The 25,871-nt window shown below is 71.4% G+C and carries 25 protein-coding genes; 19 read left to right on the forward strand and 6 right to left on the reverse strand.

Going from position 1 to position 25,871, the window contains the following annotated elements; all coding sequences use genetic code 11:
* Window positions 1-22 precede the first annotated feature (22 nt).
* From ABZ860_RS26280 to ftsY, 8 genes are all read left to right on the forward strand, one after another.
* Entirely contained in the window at window positions 23-577 is a 555-nt protein-coding gene (locus ABZ860_RS26280; RefSeq protein ID WP_357224857.1) for a DUF177 domain-containing protein, read from the forward strand.
* 1 nt (window position 578) lies between these two features.
* Window positions 579-758 carry a 50S ribosomal protein L32 gene (gene rpmF / locus ABZ860_RS26285; RefSeq protein WP_030506036.1) on the forward strand — a complete coding sequence of 60 codons (180 nt, stop codon included), beginning with the start codon at window positions 579-581 and terminating at the stop codon, window positions 756-758.
* 264 nt (window positions 759-1,022) lie between these two features.
* Window positions 1,023-1,772, forward strand: coding sequence for a ribonuclease III (gene rnc / locus ABZ860_RS26290; RefSeq protein ID WP_357224860.1), 750 nt, complete (start codon window positions 1,023-1,025; stop codon window positions 1,770-1,772).
* Between the two features lie 19 nt (window positions 1,773-1,791).
* On the forward strand, window positions 1,792-2,667 hold the full coding sequence (gene mutM, locus ABZ860_RS26295; protein ID WP_357224862.1) for a bifunctional DNA-formamidopyrimidine glycosylase/DNA-(apurinic or apyrimidinic site) lyase: 876 nt from the start codon (window positions 1,792-1,794) through the stop codon (window positions 2,665-2,667).
* Window positions 2,668-2,754: 87 nt separating this feature from the next.
* Window positions 2,755-3,036: an acylphosphatase gene (locus tag ABZ860_RS26300; RefSeq protein WP_204047509.1), complete on the forward strand. Its 282-nt coding sequence runs from the start codon at window positions 2,755-2,757 to the stop codon at window positions 3,034-3,036.
* 188 nt (window positions 3,037-3,224) lie between these two features.
* On the forward strand, window positions 3,225-3,419 hold the full coding sequence (locus ABZ860_RS26305; protein ID WP_139580054.1) for a hypothetical protein: 195 nt from the start codon (window positions 3,225-3,227) through the stop codon (window positions 3,417-3,419).
* Window positions 3,420-3,678: 259 nt separating this feature from the next.
* Complete coding sequence (locus ABZ860_RS26310; RefSeq protein WP_357224865.1) at window positions 3,679-7,422, forward strand: AAA family ATPase; 3,744 nt, start codon at window positions 3,679-3,681, stop codon at window positions 7,420-7,422.
* Window positions 7,423-7,598: 176 nt separating this feature from the next.
* The gene (ftsY, locus tag ABZ860_RS26315; protein ID WP_357224867.1) at window positions 7,599-8,783 is read left to right on the forward strand and encodes a signal recognition particle-docking protein FtsY; all 1,185 of its coding nucleotides are present in this window, start codon (window positions 7,599-7,601) and stop codon (window positions 8,781-8,783) included.
* Window positions 8,784-8,825: 42 nt separating this feature from the next.
* Here the strand turns inward: ftsY and ABZ860_RS26320 are convergent, their stop codons facing one another.
* Window positions 8,826-9,896, reverse strand: coding sequence for a PLP-dependent cysteine synthase family protein (locus ABZ860_RS26320; protein WP_357224869.1), 1,071 nt, complete (start codon window positions 9,894-9,896; stop codon window positions 8,826-8,828).
* 327 nt (window positions 9,897-10,223) lie between these two features.
* On the opposite strand from ABZ860_RS26320, the gene ABZ860_RS26325 reads away from it, so the two are divergent.
* On the forward strand, window positions 10,224-10,817 hold the full coding sequence (locus tag ABZ860_RS26325) for a sigma-70 family RNA polymerase sigma factor (RefSeq protein ID WP_079312684.1): 594 nt from the start codon (window positions 10,224-10,226) through the stop codon (window positions 10,815-10,817).
* A gap of 113 nt (window positions 10,818-10,930) precedes the next feature.
* Here ABZ860_RS26325 and ABZ860_RS26330 read toward each other — a convergent pair whose 3' ends face one another.
* Complete coding sequence (locus ABZ860_RS26330) at window positions 10,931-11,734, reverse strand: DMT family transporter (RefSeq protein WP_357224872.1); 804 nt, start codon at window positions 11,732-11,734, stop codon at window positions 10,931-10,933.
* 98 nt (window positions 11,735-11,832) lie between these two features.
* Between ABZ860_RS26330 and ABZ860_RS26335 the strand changes: the two genes are divergently transcribed.
* The 5 genes from ABZ860_RS26335 (at window position 11,833) to ABZ860_RS26355 (ending at window position 15,896) form a co-directional block, all read left to right on the forward strand.
* Window positions 11,833-12,429: an XRE family transcriptional regulator gene (locus tag ABZ860_RS26335; RefSeq protein WP_357224874.1), complete on the forward strand. Its 597-nt coding sequence runs from the start codon at window positions 11,833-11,835 to the stop codon at window positions 12,427-12,429.
* A 121-nt stretch (window positions 12,430-12,550) separates the two neighbouring features.
* Window positions 12,551-12,856, forward strand: coding sequence for a hypothetical protein (locus tag ABZ860_RS26340; RefSeq protein WP_357224876.1), 306 nt, complete (start codon window positions 12,551-12,553; stop codon window positions 12,854-12,856).
* Between the two features lie 34 nt (window positions 12,857-12,890).
* Window positions 12,891-13,709: a polysaccharide deacetylase family protein gene (locus tag ABZ860_RS26345; protein ID WP_357224878.1), complete on the forward strand. Its 819-nt coding sequence runs from the start codon at window positions 12,891-12,893 to the stop codon at window positions 13,707-13,709.
* Complete coding sequence (locus ABZ860_RS26350; RefSeq protein WP_357224879.1) at window positions 13,706-15,211, forward strand: helicase HerA-like domain-containing protein; 1,506 nt, start codon at window positions 13,706-13,708, stop codon at window positions 15,209-15,211. Before ABZ860_RS26345 ends, ABZ860_RS26350 begins: the two co-directional genes overlap by 4 nt.
* Before the next feature lie 58 nt (window positions 15,212-15,269).
* Window positions 15,270-15,896, forward strand: coding sequence for a DUF2461 domain-containing protein (locus tag ABZ860_RS26355; RefSeq protein WP_357224881.1), 627 nt, complete (start codon window positions 15,270-15,272; stop codon window positions 15,894-15,896).
* A gap of 50 nt (window positions 15,897-15,946) precedes the next feature.
* Here the strand turns inward: ABZ860_RS26355 and ABZ860_RS26360 are convergent, their stop codons facing one another.
* Complete coding sequence (locus ABZ860_RS26360) at window positions 15,947-16,594, reverse strand: superoxide dismutase family protein (protein WP_357224882.1); 648 nt, start codon at window positions 16,592-16,594, stop codon at window positions 15,947-15,949.
* Between the two features lie 115 nt (window positions 16,595-16,709).
* Window positions 16,710-17,870: an FAD-dependent monooxygenase gene (locus ABZ860_RS26365; protein WP_357224885.1), complete on the reverse strand. Its 1,161-nt coding sequence runs from the start codon at window positions 17,868-17,870 to the stop codon at window positions 16,710-16,712.
* Window positions 17,871-17,976: 106 nt separating this feature from the next.
* On the opposite strand from ABZ860_RS26365, the gene ABZ860_RS26370 reads away from it, so the two are divergent.
* Entirely contained in the window at window positions 17,977-18,555 is a 579-nt protein-coding gene (locus tag ABZ860_RS26370; protein ID WP_357224886.1) for a PadR family transcriptional regulator, read from the forward strand.
* A gap of 71 nt (window positions 18,556-18,626) precedes the next feature.
* Here ABZ860_RS26370 and typA read toward each other — a convergent pair whose 3' ends face one another.
* On the reverse strand, window positions 18,627-20,480 hold the full coding sequence (gene typA / locus ABZ860_RS26375; RefSeq protein WP_357224905.1) for a translational GTPase TypA: 1,854 nt from the start codon (window positions 20,478-20,480) through the stop codon (window positions 18,627-18,629).
* Window positions 20,481-20,785: 305 nt separating this feature from the next.
* Here typA and ABZ860_RS26380 point away from each other — a divergent pair, with 305 nt between their 5' ends.
* The 4 genes from ABZ860_RS26380 to ABZ860_RS26395 all read left to right on the forward strand — a co-directional run bounded on the left by ABZ860_RS26380 (window position 20,786) and on the right by ABZ860_RS26395 (window position 24,082).
* Window positions 20,786-21,229 (forward strand): hypothetical protein, encoded by a 444-nt coding sequence (locus ABZ860_RS26380; protein ID WP_357224888.1) that lies wholly within the window; start codon window positions 20,786-20,788, stop codon window positions 21,227-21,229.
* Window positions 21,226-22,449 (forward strand): divalent metal cation transporter, encoded by a 1,224-nt coding sequence (locus tag ABZ860_RS26385; RefSeq protein ID WP_357224889.1) that lies wholly within the window; start codon window positions 21,226-21,228, stop codon window positions 22,447-22,449. Before ABZ860_RS26380 ends, ABZ860_RS26385 begins: the two co-directional genes overlap by 4 nt.
* 28 nt (window positions 22,450-22,477) lie before the next feature.
* A complete protein-coding gene (locus ABZ860_RS26390) occupies window positions 22,478-23,260 on the forward strand; it encodes a hypothetical protein (protein ID WP_357224891.1) in 783 nt (260 codons plus the stop codon).
* Window positions 23,261-23,326: 66 nt separating this feature from the next.
* Window positions 23,327-24,082 (forward strand): alpha/beta fold hydrolase, encoded by a 756-nt coding sequence (locus ABZ860_RS26395; protein WP_357224892.1) that lies wholly within the window; start codon window positions 23,327-23,329, stop codon window positions 24,080-24,082.
* A 217-nt stretch (window positions 24,083-24,299) separates the two neighbouring features.
* Here ABZ860_RS26395 and ABZ860_RS26400 read toward each other — a convergent pair whose 3' ends face one another.
* On the reverse strand, window positions 24,300-25,736 hold the full coding sequence (locus tag ABZ860_RS26400) for an aldehyde dehydrogenase (RefSeq protein WP_357224893.1): 1,437 nt from the start codon (window positions 25,734-25,736) through the stop codon (window positions 24,300-24,302).
* Window positions 25,737-25,871: the final 135 nt, after the last annotated feature.

Raw genomic sequence — 25,871 nt, forward strand, 5'->3', positions numbered from 1 at the left:
CGCCATGCCTAACGAGAGCAGGATGAGTCTGCACAGCCTCGATCCCCGAGCCCCCTGGGTGATCTCCACCCATGACCTGGGGCGCCGACCGGGATCGATGCGCACGCTCAGCCCGGTCCTCCCGGCACCGGCGGACCTCGCGGTCGGAATGATCGGCGTTCCCAAGGACGCCGACGTCGAGCTGGACATCCGGCTCGAGGCGGTGATGGAGGGCGTGCTCGTGACGGGCACCGCGCAGACTCCCCTGACGGGGGAGTGCTCGCGCTGCCTGGACCCGTTGACCTCGGAGATCGAGGTCGACTTCCAGGAGCTCTACTTCTACTCGGCGGAGGACGCCGGAGAGGACGATCTGCTCCTCGACGGCGAACTGCTCGATCTCGAGCCGGTATTCCGTGACGCGGTGGTGCTCGCACTGCCGCTCAGCCCGGTGTGCGGTGAGGACTGCCCCGGTCTGTGTGCGGAGTGCGGGATCAGGCTGGCGGAGGCCGGCCCTGACCACCGGCACGAAGCGATCGACGCCCGCTGGGCGGCGCTGCAGGGTTTGGTTGTGGAACAGGAAGACGATCAGGAGGGTTGACGTGGCCGTCCCCAAGCGGAAGATGTCGCGGAGCAACACCCGCGCCCGCAGGTCCCAGTGGAAGGCGGCGGCGGTCGCACTCGTGAGCTGCCCGCAGTGCCGCTCGCCCAAGCGCCCGCACGTGGCATGCCCGACCTGCGGCACCTACAACCGCCGTCAGGTCGTCGAGCCGTCGGCCTGATCGCACGGTAAGGGACGTCGGGACGCCGGCCGGATCGTCAAAGCGAGCCGGTCGGCGTTACCGTGCTTCAAAGGGTTACCGTGCTCCAAAGGAACGTGCGGTGGCGGTCGGACGGTACGCACCGACATGCACGCCCGCGGCCGTGGTGGACGCCGGGGCCATCGGCTCCCGGCGGACCGGCGTCCACCACGCCTTCGGGCCTTCGGCCGGTCCACCTGCCTCCCGTGCACGGCCCTGCCTGCACCTAGGAGTTGGGAGGATTTCATGGCCGCGCCGTCTGTAAAGCCCGTGCCCGTCGAGGTCGCGAGAGACGAGCTGTCCCAGATCCTGGATGTCCGGCTCAGCACCGGCATCCTCGAGCGGGCGCTGACGCACCGCTCGTACGCGTACGAGAACGGCGGGTTGCCGACGAACGAGCGCCTGGAGTTCCTGGGCGACTCGGTGCTGGGTCTCGTGGTGACGGACACGCTGTTCCGCAACCACCCGGACCTGCCGGAGGGCCAGCTCGCCAAGCTGCGCGCCGCCGTGGTCAACATGCGGGCGCTGGCCGACGTCGCCAGGACGCTCGACCTCGGCAAATACCTGCGGCTGGGCCGCGGCGAGGAGGGCACGGGCGGCCGGGACAAGTCGTCCATCCTGGCCGACACGCTGGAGGCCCTGATCGGCACCGTGTACGTCGACAAGGGACTCGACGAGGCGTTCCGCGTCGTCCACCTGCTGTTCGACCCGCTCATCACGCGGTCGGCCTCGCTCGGCGCCGGGCTCGACTGGAAGACGTCCCTGCAGGAGCTCACCGCCGCCGAGATGCTCGGCGTGCCGGAGTATCACGTGGACGAGAGCGGGCCCGACCACGCCAAGTCGTTCTCCGCGACCGTGCGCGTGGGCGGCAAGGAGTACGGCAAGGGCTCCGGGCGCAGCAAGAAGGAGGCCGAGCAGCAGGCCGCCGAGGCGGCCTGGACCGCGATCCGCGCGCTGCGCGACGCCCGCGAGGGCGCCGGTCCCGTACGCGCCTGAGCACGGGAGACGACGGCGCATGCCCGAACTGCCCGAGGTCGAGGTCGTCCGCAGGGGCCTGGAGAGCTGGGTCGCCGGCCGGACGGTGGCCGCGGCCGAGGTCCTGCACCCCAGGGCGGTCCGCCGCAACGTCGGCGATCTGCCCGCCCAGCTCAAGGGCCGCGCGCTGACGTCGGCCGAGCGGCGCGGCAAATACCTGTGGCTGCCCCTGCGGGACGCCGGCGAGGAGGAGCCCGGTGAGGCGCTGATCGCCCATCTCGGGATGAGCGGTCAGCTTCTCGTCGTGGACCCGCTGTCGCCGATCGAGAAGCACCTGCGCGTGCGCATGGGCTTCACCGACGGCGGCCTCGAGTTACGCTTCGTCGACCAGCGCACCTTCGGGCACCTCCTGGTGGCGCCCATGACCCTGGGGCGGGGGCGGCCGGTGCCCGAGCCGATCGCGCACATCGCCGCGGATCCGCTGGAGGAGGCCTTCGACGACGACGAGTTCGCCGTGCGGCTGCGGCTGCGCCGTACGGGGATCAAGCGGGCGCTGCTCGACCAGTCGCTGATCAGCGGGGTGGGCAACATCTACGCGGACGAGGCGTTGTGGCGCGCGCGCCTGCACTGGGCACGTCCGACGGAGACGCTGACCCGGCCGAAGATCGCCGAACTGCTGGCGGCCGTCCGCGCGGTCATGACCGAGGCGCTGGGGCAGGGCGGCACCTCCTTCGACAGCCTCTACGTCAACGTGAACGGCGAGAGCGGCTACTTCGACCGCTCGCTCGCGGTGTACGGCAGGCGGGACGAGCCCTGCCGCCGCTGCGGGACGCCCATCCGGCGGGAGGCGTTCATGAACCGGTCCTCCTACAGCTGCCCGAAGTGCCAGCCCCGTCCGAGGAACGCCCGCCCCTAGCGTCCATCCCGCCTATCCGCGCCCCCGGTGGATCCCGCCGGTCGCGGCACTGGCACCCCCCGCCTGCGGCGGCCGAAGTCGATCTGGATACTTGTAGGCGTGGTTCGGTTGACGGCATGGGTCCGGGGACGGGTGCAGGGTGTGGGGTTCCGCTGGTGGACCCGTGCCCGCGCACTCGAGCTCGGGCTCGTCGGGTGGGCCTCGAACCTGGCCGACGGGAGGGTCGAGGTCGTCGCCGAGGGCCCGAGGGAGTCGTGCGAGAGGCTCCTATCGTTGTTACGCACCGGAGACACGCCCGGCCATGTTGAGGGGGTGGTCGAGCGCTGGAGCGATGCGAAGAGAGGTATCGCCGGGTTTGTCGAGAGGTAGGGCTTCCCTCAAACCCCTCAAATCCGGTATATTTATCTAGCGAGAGTGCCCACCGGCACGTCTGTGCGGAGCGTTCAACTTGACCGTCTCCATTGCCGGTGCGACTCTTGAGAGGAACCACGCGCACCCCTCCCGCGGCATGAAGTGCGCGAACCAGTCTGGTCACTCAGCGTGGAGGACCCTTTACTATGGCGAAGGCTCTACTCGGCCACGTCGGCGGTCCTGACCCTCGGATGATCTCGGAAATGCGCCGTCTCCAGCAGCGCATCCGCGACCTCGAGGCAGAACTCACCCGGCTCCAGGCCCAGAACGACGCGCTCTCGGCGCAAACTCGTGACGAGGCCCTGGTCCGGCTGCAGGATCGCGAGCCGGCTCTCACCTGAGGTCCGGCAGGAACGGGAAAGGATTGTAGGGACGCCCCGCAAAGGCGTCCCTTGCCATTTCCGCCGTCGTTCCCCGGCAATTGATTCGGCGGCTAACCGATCATAAATAACGAGCCGTGAGCGGGATGGGCGAACCGTCCGGCTTGCGGTTACCCGTATTCATTCCCCAAGCGGTCCGCCGGTGCCTATCCCGCGTGCCCGGCCCTTGGGAGCTGTAGTCTTTCCCCCCGAACGCCAGGCGGCACCGAGGGGGGCGGACGTGTATCTGAAGACGCTCACCTTACGCGGCTTCAAGTCCTTCGCCTCGGCCACCACCCTCCGCTTCGAGCCGGGCATCACCGCCGTGGTGGGCCCCAACGGCTCCGGCAAGTCCAACGTCGTGGACGCCCTCGCGTGGGTGATGGGCGAGCACAGCGCCAAGTCGCTGCGCGGCGGAAAGATGGAGGACGTCATCTTCGCGGGCACCTCCAGCCGGCCGCCGCTCGGCCGGGCCGAGGTCACCCTGACGATCGACAACAGCGACGGCGCGCTCCCGATCGACTACACCGAGGTGACGATCAGCCGGCTGATGTTCCGGTCCGGCCAGAGCGAGTACGCCATCAACGGCGACACCTGCCGCCTGCTCGACATCCAGGAGCTGCTGTCCGACTCCGGCATCGGCCGGGAGATGCACGTCATCGTCGGCCAGGGCCAGCTCGACCAGGTGCTGCACGCCGGGCCGGAGGAGCGCCGGGCGTTCATCGAGGAGGCCGCGGGCGTACTCAAGCACCGCAAGCGCAAGGAGAAGGCCCTCCGCAAGCTCGACGCGATGCAGGCCAACCTGACCCGTGTCCAGGACCTCGTGGCCGAACTGCGCCGTCAGCTCAAACCATTGGGCCGGCAGGCCGAGATCGCCCGCAAGGCGGCCGTCATCCAGGCCGATCTGCGTGACGCGCGGCTGCGCCTGCTCGCCGACGACGTGATCACCCTCCGCGACACGCTGCAGCGTGAGGAGGCCGACGAGGCGGCCGTACAGGCGCGGCGCGCCCAGGTGGAGGCGGAGCTGGCCGAGGGCCAGCGGCGGGAGGCCGAGCTGGAGGCGGCCGAGAACGAGGCCCAGCCGCGCCTCAAGGCCGCCCAGGAGACCTTCTACCGCCTTTCCGCCCTGCGGGAGCGGCTGCGCGGCGTGGAGAGCCTCGCGGCCGAACGGCGGCGGCACGCCGCGGACGCCGCGTCCATCGAGCGGCGCGGGCGCGACCCGGAGGACCTGGAGCGCGAGGCCGCCGAGGTGCGGGAGCAGGAGCGGGTCCTGGCGGAGGAGCTGGACGAGGCGCGCGAGCGGCTCGAGGCCGCCGTCGAGGTCCGCGCCGAGGCCGAGGAGGCGCTGGCCGCCGAGGAGCGGCGCCTGACCGTCGCCGCCCGCACCGCGGCCGATCGCCGCGAGGCGCTCGCCCGGCTCCGCGGCCAGGTCGAGTCGGCCAGGAGCCGGGCCAGGGCCGCCGGAGACGAGATCGGCAGGCTCACCAAGGCCGTCGAGGACGCCGCCCGGCGCGCGGAGCAGGCCCAGGACGAGCTCGACGCGCAGGCGCTCGACGAGCCGCCCGCCGACCCCGAGCTCGCGGCCGAGCTGGAGGCCGCGCAGGAAGGCGTGGATCTCGCCCGCGCGGCGGTGGAGGAGGCCAGGGCCGTGGCCGAGCAGGCCGAGGCCGTCGTGGAGCGGGCGCGGGCCGAGCTGGCGGCGCCCAGGGACGCGCTGGCCGCCGCCAAGGCCGCCGTGAGCACGGCCCGAGCGGCCGACCAGGAGTCACAGCGCGCGGTCGCCGCTCTCCAGGCCCGGTGCGAGGCCCTGGAGATGAGCCTGGCCGGGGGAGCGGACGGGGCCGCCGCGCTGCTCGGCGCCGGCCTGCCCGGCCTGCTCGGCCCGATCGCCACGCTGCTCGCCGTACGTCCGGGGGCGGAGGCGGCCGTCGCGGCCGTGCTGGCCGTGGACGGCGTGGCCGTCGCCTCGCTCACCGCCGCCGTGGCCGCCGTCGAGCACCTGCGCGAGGCCGACGCCGGCCGCGCCGCCCTGCTGATCGCCGGCGACCGCCAGAGCGATGGTGACCGGAGCAGTGGTGGCCGGAGTGGCGCAGCGCGGCCGGAGGCGCCCGTCGCGGGCGCCGAATGGGCCGCCGACCTGGTGACCGTGCCGGACGAGCTGCGCCCCGCGGTGGAGGCGCTGCTGTCCGACGTGGTCGTGGTGCCCGACCTGCTCACCGCGCGCAAGGTCGTGGACGCCCACCCGGAGCTGCGGGCCGTCACGACGTCCGGCGACCTGCTCGGCGTCCACGCCGCGCACGGCGGCTCGGGCGGCGGCTCCTCCCTGCTGCAGATGCGCAGGGCCCTGGACGAGGCCGCCGCCGATCTCGCCACCGCCGGCGCCGACGCCGAACGGCACGCGGAGGCGCTGGCCGAGGCCGTATCCGCCGAGCGGGAGTGTCAGCTCGCCCTGGAGGCGGCGCAGGCGCGGGTCACGGAGGCGCAGAGCGGCGTGAGCGCCGCCCAGAGTGGCGTCAACGCCGCGCAGAACGGGCTGAACGCCGCGCAGGCCGGGCTCGACCGCCTGCGCGGCAGGCAGCGCGAGGCGGACCAGCGGGCCGCGGCGGCGGCCAAGCAGCTCGCCCGGCTGGAGGCCGCCGTCAAGGCCGCCCAGGACGAGGCGGCCCGGCTGAGCCGGTCCGTGGTGGACGCCCAGGAGGCGCGCGAGCAGGCCCAGGCCGCGGTCGTGGAGCTGGAGGAGCAGCTCGCCGAGGCGGAGTACGCCGCCGAGCTGGAGGCGGAGCCGACCACCGACACCCGCGACGAGCTGGCCGCCGCCTGCGGCGTCACCCGGCAGGCCGAGATGGAGGCCCGGCTGACGGTCCGTACGGCCGAGGAGCGGGTGCGGGGCATCGCGGGCCGGGCCGACGCGTTGCTGCGCGCGGCACAGCGCGAGCGGCAGGACCGCGCCCGGGCCGCGGCCGACCGGGAACGCCGCCGCAGGCAGGCGGAGGTCGCCGCGGCGGTGGCCGACGGCGCGCGTGCCGCCCTGAGCGCACTGGAGGGCTCGCTCGCGCGGGCCGCCGAGGAGCGTGACGAGGCCGAGCGGGCGCGCGGGCAGATCGACGCCGAGCTCAAGCAGGTGCGCCTGCGCGTACGGGAGCTCAGCTCCGAGCTGGACGCCCTGGTCAACCGGGTGCACGGCAGCGAGATGGCCAGGACCGAGCGGCGGCTGCGCCTGGAGCAGATGGAGCAGCGTGCCCTGGAGGAGTACGGCATCGAGCTCGAACCGCTGATCGCCGAATACGGGCCGGGCGTGCCGGTGCCCGGCGATCCGCCGGTGCCGTACGTCCGGGAGGAGCAGGAGAAGCGGGCCAGGACGGCCGAACGGCAGATGACCCAGCTCGGCAAGGTCAACCCGCTGGCGCTGGAGGAGTTCGCCGCGCTCGAGGAGCGGCACGCCTTCCTCACCTCGCAGCTCGAAGACCTCAAGAAGACCCGGCGCGACCTGCTGCTCGTGGTCAAGGAGGTCGACGACCGGGTCGAGCAGGTCTTCGCGGCGGCCTACGAGGACGTGGCGCGCGAGTTCCAGGGGATCTTCCAGCGGGTCTTCCCCGGCGGGGAGGGCCGCCTGCTGCTGACCGACCCGGAGGACATGCTGACGACCGGCGTCGAGGTCGAGGCCAGGCCGCCCGGCAAGAAGGTCAAGCGCCTGTCGCTGCTGTCCGGCGGCGAGCGGTCGCTGACGGCGGTCGCGTTCCTCATCTCGATCTTCAAGGCGCGCCCGTCGCCGTTCTACGTGATGGACGAGGTCGAGGCGGCGCTCGACGACACCAACACCCAGCGGCTGCTCACCCTGTTCGAGGAACTGAGACAGACCTCACAGCTCATCGTGATCACGCACCAGAAGCGCACGATGGAGATCGCCGACGCGCTGTACGGCGTGTCGATGCGCGGCGACGGCGTCACCCAGGTCGTCAGCCAGCGCCTCCGCGAGAAGGTCTGAGGAGAGCGCGTTTCCCGCTCACCATCGGGGCGCTCACACCCGCCGTCTTCCCTCGTCGCGCTTGGTCGCTTCGCTCCCGCGCGCTCCTCAGTCCAGATCGGCGGCGCGCCCCTCCGGATCGCTCGATTGAGTTGCCCTGGCCGGAGTAATCCGGGTGATCTGGGAAACTGCATGGTGTGGACGGTTACCTCGGCATCATCGTGATCGTGGCCATCGTCGCCATATTGGCGGTGGGTGGCCTGTGGCTGCTGTTCCGGCCGAAGGCGAAGGATCTGCCGCCCGCGCCGCCGGCCCCGCCCGAGCCGAAGGCTCCCCCTGTCGTGGAGGAGCCCGCGAAGACGGGGCTGGGCGAAGAGGACGGCGGCACGACGACCACACTGCCGCCGCCCGCCCCTCCGATCGAGGAGCTGATCAAGGCTCCCGAGATCGAGGTCCCGCCGCCCTCGGCCGGCCGGATGGTGCGGCTGCGCGGCAGGCTCGCCCGTTCGCAGAACGTCCTCGGCCGGGGCCTGCTCGAACTGCTGTCGCGTGACCGGCTCGACGACGAGGTCTGGGACGAGATCGAGGAGACTCTGATCACGGCCGACGTCGGCGTGGCCCCCACCCGTGCGATGGTGGAGGAACTGCGGACGAAGGTGAAGGTGCTCGGCACCCGCACCCCCGAGGAGGTGCGCAAGCTGCTGCGCGAGGAACTGCTCGCGCAGGTCGCGCCCGACCTCGACCGGACCCTGCACACTCAGCCGCACGGGGAGCGGCCGGCCGTCGTCCTCGTCGTCGGCGTCAACGGCACCGGCAAGACCACGACCTCGGGCAAGCTCGCCCGGGTCCTGGTCGGCGACGGCGGGAAGGTCGTGCTCGGCGCTGCCGACACCTTCCGCGCGGCGGCCACCGACCAGCTCCAGACGTGGGGTGACCGCGTCGGGGCGGGCGTCGTACGCGGCCCGGAGGGCGGCGACCCGGCGTCCGTGGCGTTCGACGCCGTGGCCAAGGGCATCGAGGACAAGGCGGACACCGTCATCATCGACACCGCGGGACGGCTGCACACCAAGACCGGCCTCATGGACGAGCTGGGCAAGGTCAAGCGGGTCATCGAGAAGAAGGCGGCGGTGGACGAGGTGCTCCTCGTCCTCGACGCGACCACCGGGCAGAACGGCATGCGCCAGGCGCAGGTCTTCGCCGAGGTCGTCAACGTCACCGGCATCGCGCTGACCAAGCTGGACGGCACGGCCAAGGGCGGCATCGTGATCTCGGTCCAGCGCGAGCTGGGCGTGCCGGTGAAGCTGGTCGGCCTCGGCGAGGGGCCGGACGACCTCGCGCCGTTCGACCCCGAGGTCTTCGTCGACGCCCTGCTCGGCGACTGAAACGCAGGCGGCGGCGGGCCGGGATCTCCCGGCCCGCCGGCGTCAGCCGCGGAGAAGGGCGCGCAGCTCTTCGAGGTGGGGGGCGATGTCGATGCCCTGCTTCGACAGCCAGCGTGGGTCGCCGTAGGTGTCGCGGTAGCGCTCGGCGCCGTCGCAGATCAGCGTGACCACGCTGCCGCGTTCTCCCCGCTCCCGCATCTCGCGGATGATCTGCACCGCCGCCGCGATGTTGGTGCCGGTCGAACCGCCGACCTCCCTGCGGGTGACCTCCCTGACCCAGTGCATGGCCGCGATCGACAGGGCGTCCGGCACCTGGGTCATCCGGTCGATGACCGTCGGCAGGAACGACGGCTCGACCCGCGGCCGGCCGATGCCCTCGATCCGCGACCCGGCGCCGCCGTGCTCCTCGCCCGAGGCCCAGGACGGGTAGAACGCCGAGCCCTCGGGGTCGGCCACGCACAGCCGGGTCTGGTGACGGCGGTAGCGGATGTAGCGGCCGATCGTCGCCGAGGTGCCGCCGGTGCCCGCGCCGACGACGATCCACGCGGGCTCGGGGTGCCGTTCGAGCGCCATCTGCTGGAAGATGCTCTCGGCGATGTTGTTGTTGCCCCGCCAGTCTGTCGCCCGCTCGGCGTAGGTGAACTGGTCCATGTAGTGCCCGCCGGTCTCGGCGGCGAGCCGGTGGGACTCGTCGTAGATCGCTCTCGGGTCGTCCACCAGATGGCACTTGCCGCCGTAGAACTCGATGATCTCCCGCTTCTCCGGCGAGGTGCTCGCCGGGATCACCGCGATGAACGGCAGGCCGAGCAGCCGGGCGAAGTACGCCTCGCTCACGGCGGTGGACCCGCTGGACGCCTCGATGATGGTGGTGGTGGGCCCGATCCAGCCGTTCGCCAGGCCGTAAAGGAAGAGGGACCGGGCGAGACGGTGCTTGAGTGAACCGGTCGGGTGCACCGACTCGTCTTTCAGATAGAGGTCGACACCCCAGTGCGAGGGGAGCGGGAACACATGCAGGTGAGTGTCGCAGCTTCGGTTGGCGTCGGCCTCGACGGCCTGGATGGCGTCGGCCACCCATGCCCTCGTGACCGGATCGTGCCGATCCAGGTGGTTCATGCCGTCACTCTGGCATGCCCCGCGGCATGAACACCAAAGAGCGGTTCACCGCTCCGACGGCCTGCGCTCGTCGCCGGTCAGTGAAATCTGCCACATTTTACTCCGGATTGAGGCTCCAGTGTTACGCTAACGAGACTTGTTCGGCTTGCGCGTGACCTGACCGCGTGGGCCTGGTCTCTACGGCGATGGCGCTGACCAGGCCGGACGACATTAACACCGTGCTTAGGCCCCAAACGGCACGATGTCCTTGGCACAACGATGAACGAGTGACCTCGCATGTGTTCCGGCCGGACGGGTAACGGGGGAGAAGTTCCGTAGGGGGAAGAGATGATCTCGACCGACGAGCAGCGGCAGGCATGGTTCGAGCGTGAGGTCGTGCCGGTGACGAGCCAGCTCTACGCGTCCGCCATGCGTCTGACGCGCAACCCCGCCGACGCCGAGGACCTGGTCCAGGAGACCGTAGCGAAGGCGTTCACGTCTTACCACCAGTTCCGCGAGGGCACGAACCTCAAGGCGTGGCTGCACCGCATCCTCACCAACAACTTCATCAACGACTACCGGAAGAAGCAGCGCTCGCCCAAGCTGTCGGCCGCCGAGGAGATCGAGGACTGGCAACTGGCCGCGGCCGAGTCGCACATGTCGACCGGGCTGCGCTCGGCCGAGACCGAGGCGCTCGACCAGATCCCGGACAGCGTCGTGATGAACGCCCTGCGGGCCCTGCCGGAGGACTTCCGGGTGGCCGTCTATCTGGCCGACGTCGAGGGCTTCGCGTACAAGGAGATCGCCGACCGGATGGGCACCCCGATCGGCACCGTCATGTCCAGGCTCCACCGGGGCCGCCGCCAGCTCCGCGGGATGCTGGAGGACTACGCCCGCGAGGAGGGCGTCGTACGCGTCCCCGAGCAGGTGTGCGCGGCCTGAGCGGTGCCTGACGGGCCCGTGAGGAGCGCCGGGACGCCCCGCGGGCCCTCTGCCGGAACGTGGTCCCGCGGGCCCTCGGCGGGGACGCGCTCGGGGGCGCTCGCGGGTGTGGTTCAGGCGGCGGCGATGAGGGCGATCGCGCCGAGCGCGAAGCCGACGCCGGTGATCTGGACGGGGCTCAGCCGCTCGCCCAGGACGTAACGCGCGAGCAGCAGCGTGCTCGCCGGATAGAGCGACACCAGGACGGCCACCAGGGTGAGCATCCCCCGCTGTGCCGCGAAGAGATAGAGCACGTTGGCGGCCATGTCGAGCACCCCGGCCGTGATCGTCACCGTGAGGCTGCCGGGCACCGGGCGCAGGCCCCTGCGGGTCGCGAGGGCCAGCAGCGCGACCAGCGTGATCGACGCGATCCTCGCCCCCAGCAGCGGCCACGTGCCGGAGTCGGCCGGGGCCAGCTTGAGCAGCACGAAGAACCCGCCGAAACCCGCGCCGGACACCAGGGCGGCGAGGATGGGCCCCGCCTTCGGGCCGCTCGCCCCGCCGTTCGGCTCGCGGCTGACCAGCAGGACGGCGAACAGGCCGAGCACGACGCCCACGAGCGCCGGGGCGGACGGCCGGTCGCCGGTGAGGAGGCCGAACACCACGGGGACGGCCATCGCGGTCGTGGCCGTGGTCGGGGCGATCACGGACATCATGCCGGTGGCCAGGCCGCGGTAGAACAGCACGATGCCGAAGGCGCCGGCGATCCCGGAGGCCATCCCCCAGGCCAGCGCGGCCGTGCTCGCGTGGCCCGGCAGCATCGGGAGCAGGGCGGCGACCAGCAGCAGGCCGCCGAGCTGGGACAGCACGACGACGGCCAGCACCTTCGACCGTCTGGTGGCGAGGCCGCCGAAGAAGTCGGCGGTGCCGAAGATCACCGCGCATGCCGTAGCGAGCGCCACCGCCGTCACAGATCCCCCAAGAGATTGCATCGATAGTGCAATGGATTGTAGTAGGAGATCACTACGCTGTACTCATGCCGGATCCTGCGACGATCACCGCGGCCATCGCCGCGAACGTACGGGGCCAGCGGGCCCACCGGGGGATGACCCTCGACGAGCTCGCGGCCAGGTCGAACGTGAGCCGCGGCATGCTCATTCAGATCGAGCAGGGCCGCACCAACCCGAGCGTCAACACGCTCACGCGGATCGCCGACGCGCTGGGCGTGACCCTCGCGCGGCTCGTGGAGGTCGCCGACACCCCGGTCGTCCGGATCGTGCACGAGTCCGAGGTGGTGACGTTCCGGCATCCCGGGGGAGGGTCGGCCCGCCTGCTCGTGGGGACGGACGCGCCCGCGATCCTGGAGCTGTGGGACTGGCGGCTCGGTCCGGGCGAGCACCACGACGGCGACGCGCACCCCGCCGGCACCCGCGAGATGCTCACCGTGCTGGAGGGACGGCTCACGCTGACCGTGTACGGCAGGAGCCATGTCGTGGGGTCCGGCGACGCGGTCGTGTTCAGCGCCGACCGGCCGCACCGGTACGCCAACGAGCACGACGAGCCGCTGCGGTTCGTGATGGTGGTCACCGAGCCACCCGAGCCGCCGGACCTCCGAGAACCCGCACATGACTGACGAGTAAGGGCTGCGTGGTGACTCTTAGTAGCCGATGATTACAGAATGAATCCGCAAGCGCCGCTCCAAGGTTGGGTACATCCCTTTTTGTGCGTGTCTGCTGTGCAGGGGGCGGTGGCCGGTGAGTGAGTCGCGAGTCGCGGTGGAAAAACTTCGCGCGGAACTCGCCGCGCTCGGGGTGGCCGACGCCTACGAGATCGGTGACGAGGCTACCCTCTCCGTCTGGATAGGCCTGGTCGTGACCTTCCGTGAGGGCTTTTACCGTTGGTGCGAGGGTGCCGTGAAGTGCCGGCACCTGGGTACGGACCCGGCAGGATGCGCAATCCGGGTGGCTCGCAGGTACGCCGAGCTCAAGGCGGAGGTGCCGCCCTGGTGGGAGGAGCTGGAAAAGGTTCTGCGGGGGGGAGCGGCCGGAGGCTATCCGTAGCGTTCGTGGCCCCCCGCCTGCTCCGGGGGGTCGTATGCGGATCGGATCCGTTCTGCTGTCGTTGCTGCTGCTCGGCGGGTGTGGCCAGGCGAGGACCGTGCCGGTCGCGGGGGAACGTCCCGTGGCGCCGCACCCGCGCTTCGGCACGCCGCGGCATTTCGACGCCGACCTGCTGCGCTTCCGGCTCGCGGGGACGCAGAGGGGAGCGCCCGGGCCGCGCCTGCCGGCGGTCCCTCCGCCGCGGCACGTCGACTGCAGGCAGCACAAATGCGTGGCGCTGACGTTCGACGACGGCCCGGCCGAATACACCGGGCACGTCCTCGACCTGCTCGCGGCCCACCACGCCCGGGCCACGTTCTTCCTGCTCGGGCAGATGATCACAAATGAGACGCGGGACTTCGTGCGGCGGATGGCGGCCGAGGGCCACGAGATCGGCAACCACTCCTGGGACCACGCCTCGCTGCCGGGGCTGTCGCCCGACGCCCTGCGCCGCGAGCTCGACCGTACGCAGGAGGCCGTGCGGAAGGCGACCGGCGTGACGATGCGGCTCATGCGCCCGCCGTACGGCGCGACGAACCAGGCGGTGGACAACGAGACGAAGCAGACCGGGCTCGCGCAGATCCTGTGGGCCGTCGACACCCTCGACTGGCTCAACCGCAACCCCACGGTGATCACCCAGCGCAGCGCCGCCGCCAAACCGGGTGACATCGTGCTCATGCACGACATCCACGCCACCACCGTGCAGGCGCTGCCCCGCCTGCTCGACGAACTCGACCGCAAGGGCTTCACGTACGTGACCGTTTCCGAGCTGCTCGGCGGCACCACACCCGGCAAGAAGTACACGAACCGATGAAGGGCTACGACTTCGAGGGGCCGGCGCTGGAGCTGGGCGCGCTCGTGCGCGAGGACGGGACGGCCGACCCCTCCGAGCGCGTCCGCATCCCGGTGCGCATGATGAACCGGCACGGCCTGGTGGCGGGGGCGACCGGCACGGGGAAGACCAAGACGTTGCAGCTCATGGCCGAGCAGCTCGCCGGTCAGGGCGTGCCGGTGTTCCTCGCCGACGTCAAGGGCGACCTGTCCGGTCTGGCCTCGCCTGGGACGCCGGGCGACCGGATCGCCCGCCGGGCCGCCGACGTGGGCCAGGACTGGGCGCCGGAGGCCTGCGCGACCGAGTTCTTCTCCCTCGGCGGCGTCGGGGAGGGCATCGCGCTGCGCGCCACCATGAGCGCGTTCGGGCCGACGCTGCTGTCGCGGGTGCTCGAACTCAACGAGACCCAGGAGTCGTCGCTCGGGCTGATCTTCTACTTCGCCGACACCCACGGGCTGCCGCTGCTGGACCTCAAGGACCTGATCGCGGTCATCCGCTATCTGACCGAGACGCCGGAGGCGCTGAGCGGCATCGGCGGGCTGTCCGCGTCGACCGCGGGGGTCATCCTGCGCGCCCTGGTGAACTTCCAGGCCCAGGGGGCGGAGGCGTTCTTCGGCGAGCCCGAGTTCGACGTGCGCGACCTGCTGCGGACCACGCCGGACGGGCGCGGCGTGATCTCCATCCTGGAGCTGCCGGCCGTGCAGGACCGGCCGCAGCTGTTCTCGACGTTCCTGATGTGGCTGCTCGCGGACCTGTTCGAGACGCTGCCCGAGGTGGGCGACCCCGACAAGCCGTCGCTGGTGTTCTTCTTCGACGAGGCGCACCTGCTGTTCGAGGACGCGTCCAAGGCGTTCCTCAGGTCGATCACCCAGACCGTGCGGCTGATCCGGTCGAAGGGGGTCGGGGTCTTCTTCGTCACCCAGACGCCCAAGGACGTGCCTGCCGACGTCCTCGCCCAGCTCGGCGCACGCGTGCAGCACGCCCTGCGCGCCTTCACCCCGCAGGACGCCAAGGCGCTCAAGGCCACCGTCTCGACGTTCCCCGCCTCCTCCTACGACCTCGAACGGCTGCTCACCGAGCTCGGCATCGGGGAGGCGGTCGTCACGGTCCTGTCCGAGACGGGGGCCCCGACGCCGGTGGCCTGGACACGGCTGCGCGCGCCGCGGTCGCTCATGGCGCCGTCCGCCCCGGCGGTCGTGCAGGGGGCCGTCGCCGCGTCCCCGCTCCTGCCGAAGTACGGCACGGCCGTGGACCGGCAGTCGGCCTACGAGATCCTCGCCGCGCGGCTGGCCCGGCAGCAGGAGCCCGAGCGGGAGGCGCCGGTCGAGAGACCGGCGGAGCGACCGGCGAAGACCGCCAAGCAGTCGGTGCTCGAGGAGATGCTCGCCTCGAAGGAGTTCAGGTCGCTGGCCCGCACCGCCGCGACCGCGCTCGGCAGGGAGATCACCAGGTCGATCTTCGGCACGGCGAGACGGCGGCGCTGAGCGCGTCCGCGCGGTCCCGGTCCCGGGACTGTCGGTGGGGCGTGCGAAGGTGGGTGGCATGGGTTTCAGCGGGTTCCCTGACGAGGCGCTCATCTTCTACGAGGGCCTCGTCGCCGACAATTCGAAGGCGTACTGGACGGCCCACAAGGAGTTGTACGAGACCGGGGTCCGCGGGCCGATGCTCGCGCTCATGGACGAGCTGGAGCCGGAGTTCGGACCGGCCCACCTGTTCCGCCCGCACCGCGACGTCCGATTCGCCAAGGACAAGTCGCCGTACAAGACGCATCAGGGGGCCTACTGCGGAGCGGGCGTGGAGGGCGTCGGTTACTACGTGCAGGTGGACGCCGACGGCCTCTACGTGGCGGCGGGCTGGTGGATGCCGGGCGAGCAGGTGTCACGCTTCCGCGAGGCCCTGGACGACGACACCGCCGGGCCCTTGCTGGAGGAGATCCTCGCGGCCCTGCCCGACGACCTTACGGTCGGCGGCGACCGGCTCAAGACCCGTCCCCGCGGCACGCCGGAGGACCACCCCCGGCTCGAACTCCTCCGCCACAAGACGCTGCACGCCGGGCGGCGGTTCGAGCCGGAGCCGTGGCTGCACACCCCCGAGACCCTCGACCGGGTCCGCTCGACCTGGCGGGCGCTGGTCCCGCTGGTCGACTGGCTGCGCCGCCACATCTCCTGACGCCGCCCGCCACGATCTCCTGACGCCGCCCGCGAAGCGACGGATCCGGATCAGGCGTGGACCTTGACGACCCCGCAGCCGATCCGGGCGCCGGCGTCGCCGGTCTTGCGCGTGGTCGCGTCCGGGCCCGTGGCACCGGTGGCGTCGGGACGGTGGAAGTACCTGTCCGGGATGTGCGCCAGGTTGTCCGGCCCGGCGTGCACCACGAAGGCGCTGCCGTTGGCGTCGCCCAACTGCTCCAGGGTGAACCTGTCGGTCACGAACGATGCGGAGGCGGTGCCGTCGGCGGCCGCCAGCAGCGGCGGCATGTCCCCTGCTCCGTCGCCGTGCTCCCCGGGACCGAGGTGGCTTCCGGCGCTGGAGAACGCGCTGCCCGTCGCCCGGTCGACGGAGCGTGCGTCGCACAGGCCGGCGGCGTGGACATGGAAGCCGTGGAACCCGGGAGTGAGCCCCCGCACGCTGACGCTGACCCTCGACTTCTTCGCGTCGTACCGCTCGACCCGCACGGTGCCGAGGGCGCGCCCGGCGGTGTTCTTGATGACGGCGGTCGCCGACCCGCCGGCCGATTCACTGGGGCCGGCCTGCGCGGCCGAGGCCGCCGCCATCCCGGCGGACAGCCCCGGCACGGCCGGGGCGGCCGCGGGGGCGAGTCCCAGGGCGAGCCCGGCGGCCAGGGCGAAACGGGTTGTGCGGGGCATGGTCGCTCCTCCTCAGACACTCGTTGCTGCGACAGCAGAGCACGGCGGAGCGCGGCGGGGAGCGGCACACGACGTCATCTGTGCCGCCCGTTTACCCGGTCTTGCCGGTGCGGCCTCAGGCGGTGACGTGCGCGTCCCAGTCGATGTGGTGGAGGTGGACGGGGGCGAACATCTGCTCGGGGGTGGGCATCGCGGGCCTGTCGCCGGCCTGGCCGGCCTTGGCCTTGTTCTTGGCCGCGGCGTCGCCGCCGATCATCTCCACCCGCGGGCGCCGGAGACGCTCGAACGCCGCGAACGCCTCGGGCAGAGGCAGGTCGCGCAGGCAGCGGGCCAGTTCGACGGCGCTCTCCACGGCCAGTGAGGCGCCCTGCCCGGAGCTGGACGACGGGGCGTGGGCGGCGTCGCCGACGAGGACCATGCGGCCGCGGTGCCAGTGGGGCACCGACGGCATGCGCTCCATCGGGCCGGTGATCATGAGATCGCCGGGGTCGGTGCCCGCCAGCAGCTTCTCGCCGGGGACGTGACCGGCGTAGAGGTCGCGCAGGCGGGCCAGCCAGTCCGCGGCGGGAACGCGGACGACCTCGGCGTAGGCGAGAGGCTCGGTGCGGGGCAGGCTCGCGAACCAGCAGATCCGGCCGTCGGGCAGTCGCCAGTAGCCGATGAAGGTGCGGCCGAAGGCGAAGTGCATGACGCCGGGCTCGGCCCGTACGCCGCCGTCGTCGGCGTAGCCGCCGAAGCTGAGGACTCCGCCGTACTCGGGCCCCGGCGCGCCGGCGTCGATCAACGTGCGGACGGTGGACCGGATGCCGTCGGCGCCGATCAGCACGTCGGCGGTGGCGGTGGTGCCGTCCGAGAACGTGGCGGTCACCCCCTCGGCGGTCTCCTCGGCGGAGACGAGCCGCCTGCCGTACTCGATCCGCACCCCCGCGGCCACCGCGTGATCGGCGAGTGCCCGGAAGAGGGCGGCGCGCGGCATCGCCAGGGTGGGCGGCAGGCCGGGGAACCCGCCGAACTCGGCGAGCCGGTTGCCGGCGCCGTCGGCCATCACCACACCGGGGACCGGCTGTCCCACACTCCGCACCGCTTCGTCCGCTCCCACGATCCGCAGCGCGTCGAGCCCGTTCGGGGCCAGGCTGAGCATCGCCCCCACGCCGTCCGCGGCGCTGTCGTGGGCCTCGTGCACGGTCGCCCGGATGCCGGCCCTGGCCAGGGCGAGCGCCGTCACGGGGCCGGCGATGCCGCCGCCGATCACCAGTGCGCTGGTCACCTTGCTCATGCTCACCACTCCTCGTCTGCCGCGAGTCGTTGATCGCTCGCAGTGGTATAGTTGCATTGAAACTAGTTGCTCGTCAACTAGTTCGTTTGAGGCTAGGATGTGGGGCATGAGAGCTTCCCTCCGCAGCTCCCCGCTCGCGCTGACCGTGCTGGCGCTGCTGCACCACGAGCCGATGCACCCGTACGCCGTGCAGCGGCTGATCAAGCAGTGGGGCAAGGACCAGGTCGTCAACGTGAGCCAGCGGGCCGGGCTCTACCGCACGATCGAGCGGCTGCACGCCGAGGGGCTGATCGCGGTCCGCGAGACGACCCGCGACCCGGCCTATCCGGAGCGGACCGTCTACGAGCTCACCGACGCGGGACGGCGCGTCGCCCGCGAGTGGCTGGACGAGATGCTGGCCGTGCCCAAACAGGAGTTCCCGCAGTTCCCCGCGGCTCTGTCACACCTGATGATGATCCCGCCGGAGGACGCGCTGCGGCTGCTGGAACGCCGTGCCGAGCGGCTGGCGGAGACGAGGGCGGGCCTGGAGGCCGCCCTGGCGGCGCAGACGGGCGACCTGCCCAGGGTCGCCGTCATCGAGAGCGAGTACATGCTCGCGGTCGCCGACGCGGAGGAGCGCTGGCTGCGGTCGGTCGCGGACGACCTGCGCGCGGGCCGGCTGACCTGGCCCACGGAAGCCTCCTGACCACGGCCGAAGCCCCCGCCGACCGGGTCGGCGGGGGCTTCGGGTGATGGGGCCTTTCCGAGTGAAGAGGCTCAGTTGCCGCGCTTGGCGCGGGCGGCGGCGCGGCCACGGCTGGCCGCGTCGAGGACGACCTTGCGGATGCGCACGGTCTCCGAGGTGATCTCCACGCACTCGTCGTCGCGGATGAACTCCAGGGCCTGCTCCAGGGACAGGACGCGCGGCGGGATCACCTTCTCGGTCTCCTCGCTGGTGGAGGAGCGCATGTTGGTGAGCTTCTTCTCCTTGGTGATGTTCACGTCCATGTCGTCGGAGCGGGAGTTCTCCCCGATGATCATGCCCTCGTACACCTCGGTGCCGGGGGAGACGAACAGCGTGCCGCGCTCCTGCAGGTTGAGCATGGCGAACGCGGTGACCTGGCCCGCGCGGTCGGCGACCAGCGAGCCGTTGTTGCGGGTGCGCAGCTCGCCGAACCACGGCTCGTACGTCTCGAAGACGTGGTGCACGAGGCCGGTGCCGCGGGTCTCGGTGAGGAACTCGGTGCGGAAGCCGATGAGGCCGCGCGCCGGGACCAGGAACTCCATGCGGATCCAGCCCGTGCCGTGGTTGGTCATGTGCTCCATGCGGCCCTTGCGTACGGCCAGGAGCTGGGTGACGGCGCCCAGGTACTCCTCCGGGCAGTCGACCGTGAGGCGCTCGACCGGCTCGTGCACCTTGCCGTCGACGACCTTGGTCACGACCTGCGGCTTGCCGACCGTCAGCTCGTAGCCCTCGCGGCGCATCTGCTCCACGAGGATCGCCAGGGCCAGCTCGCCGCGGCCCTGCACCTCCCAGGCGTCCGGGCTCTCGGTGGCCAGCACGCGCAGCGAGACGTTGCCGACGAGCTCCTTGTCGAGGCGGTCCTTCACGAGGCGGGCGGTGACCTTGGCGCCCTTGACCTTGCCGACCAGCGGGCTGGTGTTGGTGCCGATCGTCATGGAGATCGCCGGCTCGTCGACCGTGATCAGCGGCAGCGGGCGCGGGTCGTCGGGGTCGGCCAGCGTCTCACCGATCATGATGTCCGGGATGCCGGCGATCGCGATGATGTCGCCCGGCCCGGCCTCCTCGGCGGGCTTGCGCTCCAGCGCCTCGGTCATCAGCAGCTCGGAGATCTTGACGCGCTGCACGCTGCCGTCGGTGCGGCACCACGCGACCTGCTGGCCCTTGCGGATCGTGCCCTGGTGGACGCGGCACAGCGCGATCCGGCCCAGGTAGCTGGAGGCGTCGAGGTTGGTGACGTGGGCCTGGAGCGGCGCGGACGGGTCGTAGACCGGCGCCGGAATCGTGTTCTTGATCGTCTCGAACAGCGGCTCAAGGTCGGGGGAGTCGGGCATCCCGCCGTCGGCGGGGCGCTCCAGCGAGGCCCGGCCGGCCTTGGCCGAGGCGTACACGATCGGGAAGTCGATCTGCTCCTCGGTCGCGTCGAGGTCGATGAACAGCTCGTACACCTCGTCGACGACCTCGGCGATGCGGGCGTCCGGCCGGTCCACCTTGTTGATGCACAAGATCACCGGCATCTTCGCGGAGAGCGCCTTGCGCAGCACGAAGCGGGTCTGCGGCAGCGGGCCCTCGGAGGCGTCCACCAGCAGGACCACGCCGTCCACCATCGACAGGCCGCGCTCGACCTCGCCGCCGAAGTCGGCGTGGCCGGGGGTGTCGATGATGTTCAGGGTCATGCCGCCGTGCCTGACCGCGGTGTTCTTCGCGAGAATGGTGATCCCCTTCTCGCGCTCCAGGTCGTTGGAGTCCATGACCCGCTCGTCGACGTCCTGGTTGGCCCGGAACGCGCCGGACTGCCATAGCATGGCGTCGACCAGCGTGGTCTTGCCGTGGTCGACGTGCGCGATGATCGCGATGTTCCGCAGGTCGTCGCGGGTGTTCATAGGCATAGTGAAGATCTCGCTCTGGTTCGTCGGGGTGTCGTCCGCGTCCCGGGACCGAAGCGAGACGCACATCCGCCGCATGACACGGCTAAGCCATTTTAGTTGATCCCGATCGCCGCCACACGCCGCCGCCGTACGGGACCCTCGATGGCAACGCCTTGGCCGCGATTCGCATTCCTTCCTGCCTAAAAGCGCGGCGTTCGGGCAGTTGAGTCGGCTGTGACGGATGAAGGTCTCGTGCTGCTGATCGCCTGGGCGGAGTTACTCGTGCCGATCCTCGTCCTCGCCTATCTCCTGCTGCGGCGGCGCACATGACCCCGCCGGCTCGGCTGGCGCCGCTCGCCCTCCTGACGGCACTCCTGCTGTCCGGCTGCGTCAGCCCCGCATGGGACGACCACGACTACGCGCTCAAGGCCGGGAAGACGGCCGAGTCGGCCGTCTCCGCCCTGCGGTTCGCGCGCTCCGCCGTGGCCTACCGCGACCGGATGACCGGGCCGTACGCCGAGGTGGTGCTGACCGAGGCGGTGCAGGACCTGAGCAGCGTGAACGACCAGTTCGGCGGCGTGCAGCCGCCCTCGGACGCCTCCGACCGGATCAGGGACGAGGTGTTGCGCCTCACCGATAAGGCCGAGAGCGAGGTGGAGGACCTGCTCATCCAGACGCGCCGCGACGGGGTGAAGGACCCGGTGGCGGCCGCACGGGAGCTGGACAGGCTCGCGAGCGAGCTGAGCGACTTCGCGGAGAAGCACAAGTGAAGAAACTGATCGCGGTCACGCTCGGCATCCTCACGGCCTTCGGCGGCTTCGTGGACATCGGCGACCTGGTCGCCAACGCGGTCGTGGGCTCGAGGTTCGGGATGTCCCTCGCGTGGGTGGTGGTCGTCGGCATCGTCGGGATCTGCGTCTTCGCCGAGATGTCCGGCAGGATCGCGGCGGTGTCGCAGCGGCCGGTCTTCGACCTCGTCCGCGAGCGCATGGGCCCCCGCGCCGGGCTGGTCAACCTCGGCGCGTCGTTCTTCATCAACGTGCTCACGCTCGCGGCTGAGATCGGTGGCTCCGCGCTCGCACTGGAGCTGGTGACCGGCCTCAACTATCTGCTGTGGGTGCCGCCCGTGGCCCTGGTCGCCTGGCTGGTCATGTGGCGGGTGAAGTTCGAGACCATGGAGCGCGTCTTCGGGCTGGCCGGGCTCGCGCTCGTCGTGTTCATCGTTGCCCTGTGGCAGCTCGGGCCCGACTGGGGCGAGCTGACCACACAGCTCGTCCAGCCGCCGCAGGACGAGGGCGTGCCGACCTACCTCTACTACGCGATCGCGCTGCTCGGCGGGGCGATGACGCCGTACGAGGTGTTCTTCTTCTCCTCGGGCGGCGTGGAGGAGAGGTGGACACGCAAGGATCTGGTGACGGCGCGGGCCAACGTGTTCGTCGGCTTCCCCCTCGGCGGTGTGCTGTCGCTGGCGATCGCGGCGTGCGCGGCGACCGTCTTCATGCCGGCCGAGGCCGAGCCCGACTCGCTCGGGCAGATGGTGCTGCCGGTCGCCGAGGGGCTGGGCAAGGTCGGGCTCGGCGTGGTGATCCTCGGGGTGTTCGCGGCCACGTTCGGCGCGACGCTGGAGACCGCCCTGTCGTCGGGCTACTCGCTGAGCCAGTATTTCGGCTGGCAGTGGGGCAAGTACGTGGTGCCCGGCCGCGCCGCCCGGTTCCACGTGACCGTGCTCGCCTCGGTGATCGTCGCGACCGCGCTGATCCTCACCACCATCGATCCGATCAAGGTGACCGAGTATTCGCTGGTCTTCTCGGCCGCGGCCCTTCCGCTCACCTACCTGCCGGTCCTCATGATCGCCAACGATCCCGACTACATGGGGGAGAAGGTCAACGGCAGATTCAGCAACGTGCTGGGAAGTTTCTACATGGTGCTGCTGCTCGTCGTGGCGCTCGCGGCCATCCCCCTGATGCTCGCGACCAAGGCGGGACAGTGACGGCCCGGCACGAGGAGGTGAGGCATCGATGAGTGAGCGCGCGCGGGTGCTGCACGCCCGCCTGCACCTGCTCGACCGGCAGGTCGTCAGGGAGAGCGACGACCGCCTGCTGTGCAAGGTGGACGACCTGGAGGTGCAGCCGGGCGACCGGCCGTACGTCACCGCGATCCTGTCCGGGCCGCTGGCGCTCGGCCCGCGGCTGGGCGGCCTGCCGGGCTGGCTGATGACCGAGACCGATGGGCTGTTCCGCGGGGAGGAGCGGCCGGGGCCCTACCGCATCGAGATGAGCCTGGTGACCGAGATCGGCAGCGCCGTACGGGTGGCCGGCCACCGGCAGGACCTGGCACTGGAGCGCTGGCTGACCAGGAACGTCGTCAGCCGGATCCCGGGAGCCTCGGGTACCGAGGACCAGGAGGCTCCGGAGAGAACCCTCCAGGTGCGGGAGCGATGGGAGGACAGGCCGGACGCCATGCGGCTCGGCGGGCTGCTCGGCCGTACGGTCCGCGGCCCGTCGGGAGAGGTCGCCGGCAACACCGTGGACGTCCGCCTGGTCCAGGACGGGCCGCTGCTCGCGGAGGTCCATCAGGCGTTCCGCCTGGCCGGGCTGCTGATCGCCCGGCGGCGTGCCGGGCAGCTCTTCGGCTACGAGCGCGGCCCCGGGCTGTGGCGGCCGTCGCTGCTCGGCACCCTCGTGCGGCGCATGCACGGCGAGATCCGCTACGCCGAGTGGGACCAGATCGAGTCGCTCGACGGGGAGGAGGTCAGGCTGGGGGTCGCCTGGGACCGGCTGCGCTCGACGGCCGACCTGTGACAGTTCCCGTCGTGCGCGGGGGGCATGTGGGGGATTTGTGACATGGGGGGAAATAAGGTCGAGGGCATGGCTCTCGCTGCTGCTTTCGGAGCGATGCTGCGCACGGCGGACGGTGTCCGCATCGACGCGGCGCACACGCCCAACGGCTCACTCGATCTGGGAATCGTGGTCGCGCACGGCTTCACCGGAACGTGGAGGGGACCGGACACCCGGCGCATCGTGCACGTCCTGTCGAGGTTCGGCGGCGTGGTGTCGTTCGACTTCCGGGGGCACGGCCGCTCCGGCGGCCGGTCGACAGTGGGCGACCTCGAGGTCCTCGACGTGGACGCGGCGGTCAAGCTCGCCCGCTCGATCGGCTACCGGCGCATCGCGACCGTCGGCTTCTCCATGGGCGCCGCCGTGGTCGTGCGGCACGCCGCGCTGCACGGCGGCGTGGACGGAGTGGTGTCGGTGAGCGGCCCGGCCCGCTGGTACTACCGCGGCACCAAGCCGATGCGCCAGGTCCACTGGGCGATCGAACGCTGGCACGGCCGGCTGGCGGCCCGCCTGGCCAAGCGCACCAGGATCGCGGGCGGCGGCTGGGACCCGGTCCCGCTTCCTCCGTACGAGGCCGCGGCGCTGGTCGCGCCCACGCCGCTGCTGATCGTGCACGGCGACCGGGACCCCTTCTTCCCCACCGAGCACGCCTATCAGTTGTACGAGAGCGCCGCCGAGCCGAAGGAGTTGTGGATCGAGCCCGGCTACGGCCACGCGGAGGCGGCGGCCACCCCCGACCTGGTCCGCAAAATTGGTCAGTGGATCTCGCGAACCAAAACCCCATAAGGGTCGTCTATGAGGATTGTGCGGATCTGGAACCCCTCCGTCCGCACCGCCGATTGGGGGATCGGCGCACACCTCCACAGGGTGTGGCCCAGCGTCGCGGGGGCGCGCTGGGCGGTTTCACCGGCCCGGTGCGGCACGCACGCCGTACCGGGCCGGAGGGACGCGTTCTCCTCAGACGTGAGCTCAGGCGTTCAGCTCAGGCGTCGGGCTCAGCCGTTCAGCCCAGGCGGGCGATCGACTTGGTCTCCAGGTAGGCCGACAGGCCCTCGGGTCCGAGCTCCCGGCCGAGGCCGCTGGCCTTGAAGCCGCCGAACGGCGTGTTCGGGTCGAGCGTGTGCATCATGTTGACGCCATAGGTGCCGGTGCGCACCCGGCGGGCGACGTCCATCCCGCGCTCGGTGTCGGCCGTCCAGACCGAGCCCGACAGGCCGTAGTCGCTGTCGTTGGCGATCCGCACCGCGTCCGCCTCGTCCTCGTACGGGATCACCGCCAGCACCGGGCCGAAGATCTCCTCACGGGCGATGCGCATGTCGTTGGTTGCCCCGGCGAAGACGGTCGGGGCGACGTACCAGCCCCGGTCGTACGGCCGGTCGAGGCCGCCGACGACGGGCTTGGCGCCCTCCTCGATGCCCGTCCTGATGTAGCCCTCGACCCGTTCCTGCTGCCGCCTGGCCACCAGCGGCCCGATCCCGGTGGCCGGGTCGGCGGGATCGCCCACCTGCTGGCCCGTCACCATCTCGGCGACGGCCTGGACCACCTCGTCGTACCGGTTGCGGGAGGCGAGGATGCGGGTCTGCGCGACGCACGCCTGGCCGTTGTTCATGAGCGAGGCCATCGACAGGAAGCCCATGGCGGAGGGCAGGTCGCAGTCGTCCAGAATGATCGCCGCCGACTTGCCGCCGAGTTCGAGGGTGCAGCGCTTGAGCTGCTCGCCGCAGATCGACGCGATCCTGCGGCCGGCGGCGGTCGAGCCGGTGAAGGCGACCTTGTCGACGTCCGGGTGGGAGACCAGGTGCTCGCCCGCCTCACGGCCGGCCGCGACGATGTTGACGACCCCGGCGGGGATGCCGGACTCCTTGATCATCTCGGCGAGCAGGTAGGAGTCGAGCGGCGTCTCGGGGGCGGGCTTGATCACCACGGTGCAGCCCGCGACGAGCGCCGGAGCCAGCTTGGTCATGAGGACGAACTGGGGGACGTTCCAGGGGACGACGGCCGCCACCACGCCGACCGGCTCGCGGCGGACGATCACCGGGCCGAACAGGCCGGGCCGCTCCTCCTCGACGGGGAACGTCGCGCCGAGGCCGGCGAAATACTTCAGCATGCCCAGCGGCTGCGGCGCCTGGGCGAGCTGGGAGAACGTGATCGGAGAGCCCATCTCCGTCGTGATGATCTCGGCCATCTCGGCCTGGCGCGCCTCGTAGATCTCCGCCAGGCGGCCCACGATCGCCGCGCGCTCGGCCATCGTCATCCGCGGCCAGGGCCCGTTGTCGAAGGCGTCCCTGGCGGCCGCGACGGCCCGGTTCATGTCGGCGGCGGTGCCGTCCGGCACCCGGCCGACGACCTCCTCGCTGTGGGGCGAGATCACCTCGATCGTGCCCGTGCCCGCGGGGGCCACCCAGTCGCCCCCGATGAACAGCGTGTCGTGCTGCAGCATGCCTGCCTCCTGATCGGGCGCGTCATCGCGCACTCAGTCAGACCGAACCATGTTCTGCTCGGCCTTGGCAAGAGCCGCCGGGGTCCGGCCCGCGCCGGGCGGCGCGGGGCGGGCCGCGCGGGGGATGGGGGGGGA

Origin of the sequence: Microbispora sp. NPDC046973 (assembly GCF_040644495.1) — a bacterium.
Classification (GTDB): Bacteria; Actinomycetota; Actinomycetes; order Streptosporangiales; family Streptosporangiaceae; genus Microbispora.

What these genes read in the sequence shown, in the direction of transcription:
- ABZ860_RS26380 (WP_357224888.1), top strand. Translation starts at nt 20,786, where the DNA reads ATGACCCCGCCGGCTCGGCTGGCGCCGCTCGCCCTCCTGACGGCACTC.
- ABZ860_RS26370 (WP_357224886.1), top strand. Translation starts at nt 17,977, where the DNA reads ATGAGAGCTTCCCTCCGCAGCTCCCCGCTCGCGCTGACCGTGCTGGCG.
- ABZ860_RS26345 (WP_357224878.1), top strand. Translation starts at nt 12,891, where the DNA reads ATGCGGATCGGATCCGTTCTGCTGTCGTTGCTGCTGCTCGGCGGGTGT.
- ABZ860_RS26355 (WP_357224881.1), top strand. Translation starts at nt 15,270, where the DNA reads ATGGGTTTCAGCGGGTTCCCTGACGAGGCGCTCATCTTCTACGAGGGC.
- ABZ860_RS26365 (WP_357224885.1), bottom strand. Translation starts at nt 17,870, where the DNA reads ATGAGCAAGGTGACCAGCGCACTGGTGATCGGCGGCGGCATCGCCGGC.
- mutM (WP_357224862.1), top strand. Translation starts at nt 1,792, where the DNA reads ATGCCCGAACTGCCCGAGGTCGAGGTCGTCCGCAGGGGCCTGGAGAGC.
- ABZ860_RS26335 (WP_357224874.1), top strand. Translation starts at nt 11,833, where the DNA reads ATGCCGGATCCTGCGACGATCACCGCGGCCATCGCCGCGAACGTACGG.
- ABZ860_RS26280 (WP_357224857.1), top strand. Translation starts at nt 23, where the DNA reads ATGAGTCTGCACAGCCTCGATCCCCGAGCCCCCTGGGTGATCTCCACC.
- ABZ860_RS26400 (WP_357224893.1), bottom strand. Translation starts at nt 25,736, where the DNA reads ATGCTGCAGCACGACACGCTGTTCATCGGGGGCGACTGGGTGGCCCCC.
- ABZ860_RS26395 (WP_357224892.1), top strand. Translation starts at nt 23,327, where the DNA reads ATGGCTCTCGCTGCTGCTTTCGGAGCGATGCTGCGCACGGCGGACGGT.
- rnc (WP_357224860.1), top strand. Translation starts at nt 1,023, where the DNA reads ATGGCCGCGCCGTCTGTAAAGCCCGTGCCCGTCGAGGTCGCGAGAGAC.
- ABZ860_RS26325 (WP_079312684.1), top strand. Translation starts at nt 10,224, where the DNA reads ATGATCTCGACCGACGAGCAGCGGCAGGCATGGTTCGAGCGTGAGGTC.
- ABZ860_RS26350 (WP_357224879.1), top strand. Translation starts at nt 13,706, where the DNA reads ATGAAGGGCTACGACTTCGAGGGGCCGGCGCTGGAGCTGGGCGCGCTC.
- ABZ860_RS26360 (WP_357224882.1), bottom strand. Translation starts at nt 16,594, where the DNA reads ATGCCCCGCACAACCCGTTTCGCCCTGGCCGCCGGGCTCGCCCTGGGA.
- typA (WP_357224905.1), bottom strand. Translation starts at nt 20,480, where the DNA reads ATGCCTATGAACACCCGCGACGACCTGCGGAACATCGCGATCATCGCG.
- ABZ860_RS26320 (WP_357224869.1), bottom strand. Translation starts at nt 9,896, where the DNA reads ATGAACCACCTGGATCGGCACGATCCGGTCACGAGGGCATGGGTGGCC.
- ABZ860_RS26390 (WP_357224891.1), top strand. Translation starts at nt 22,478, where the DNA reads ATGAGTGAGCGCGCGCGGGTGCTGCACGCCCGCCTGCACCTGCTCGAC.
- ABZ860_RS26305 (WP_139580054.1), top strand. Translation starts at nt 3,225, where the DNA reads ATGGCGAAGGCTCTACTCGGCCACGTCGGCGGTCCTGACCCTCGGATG.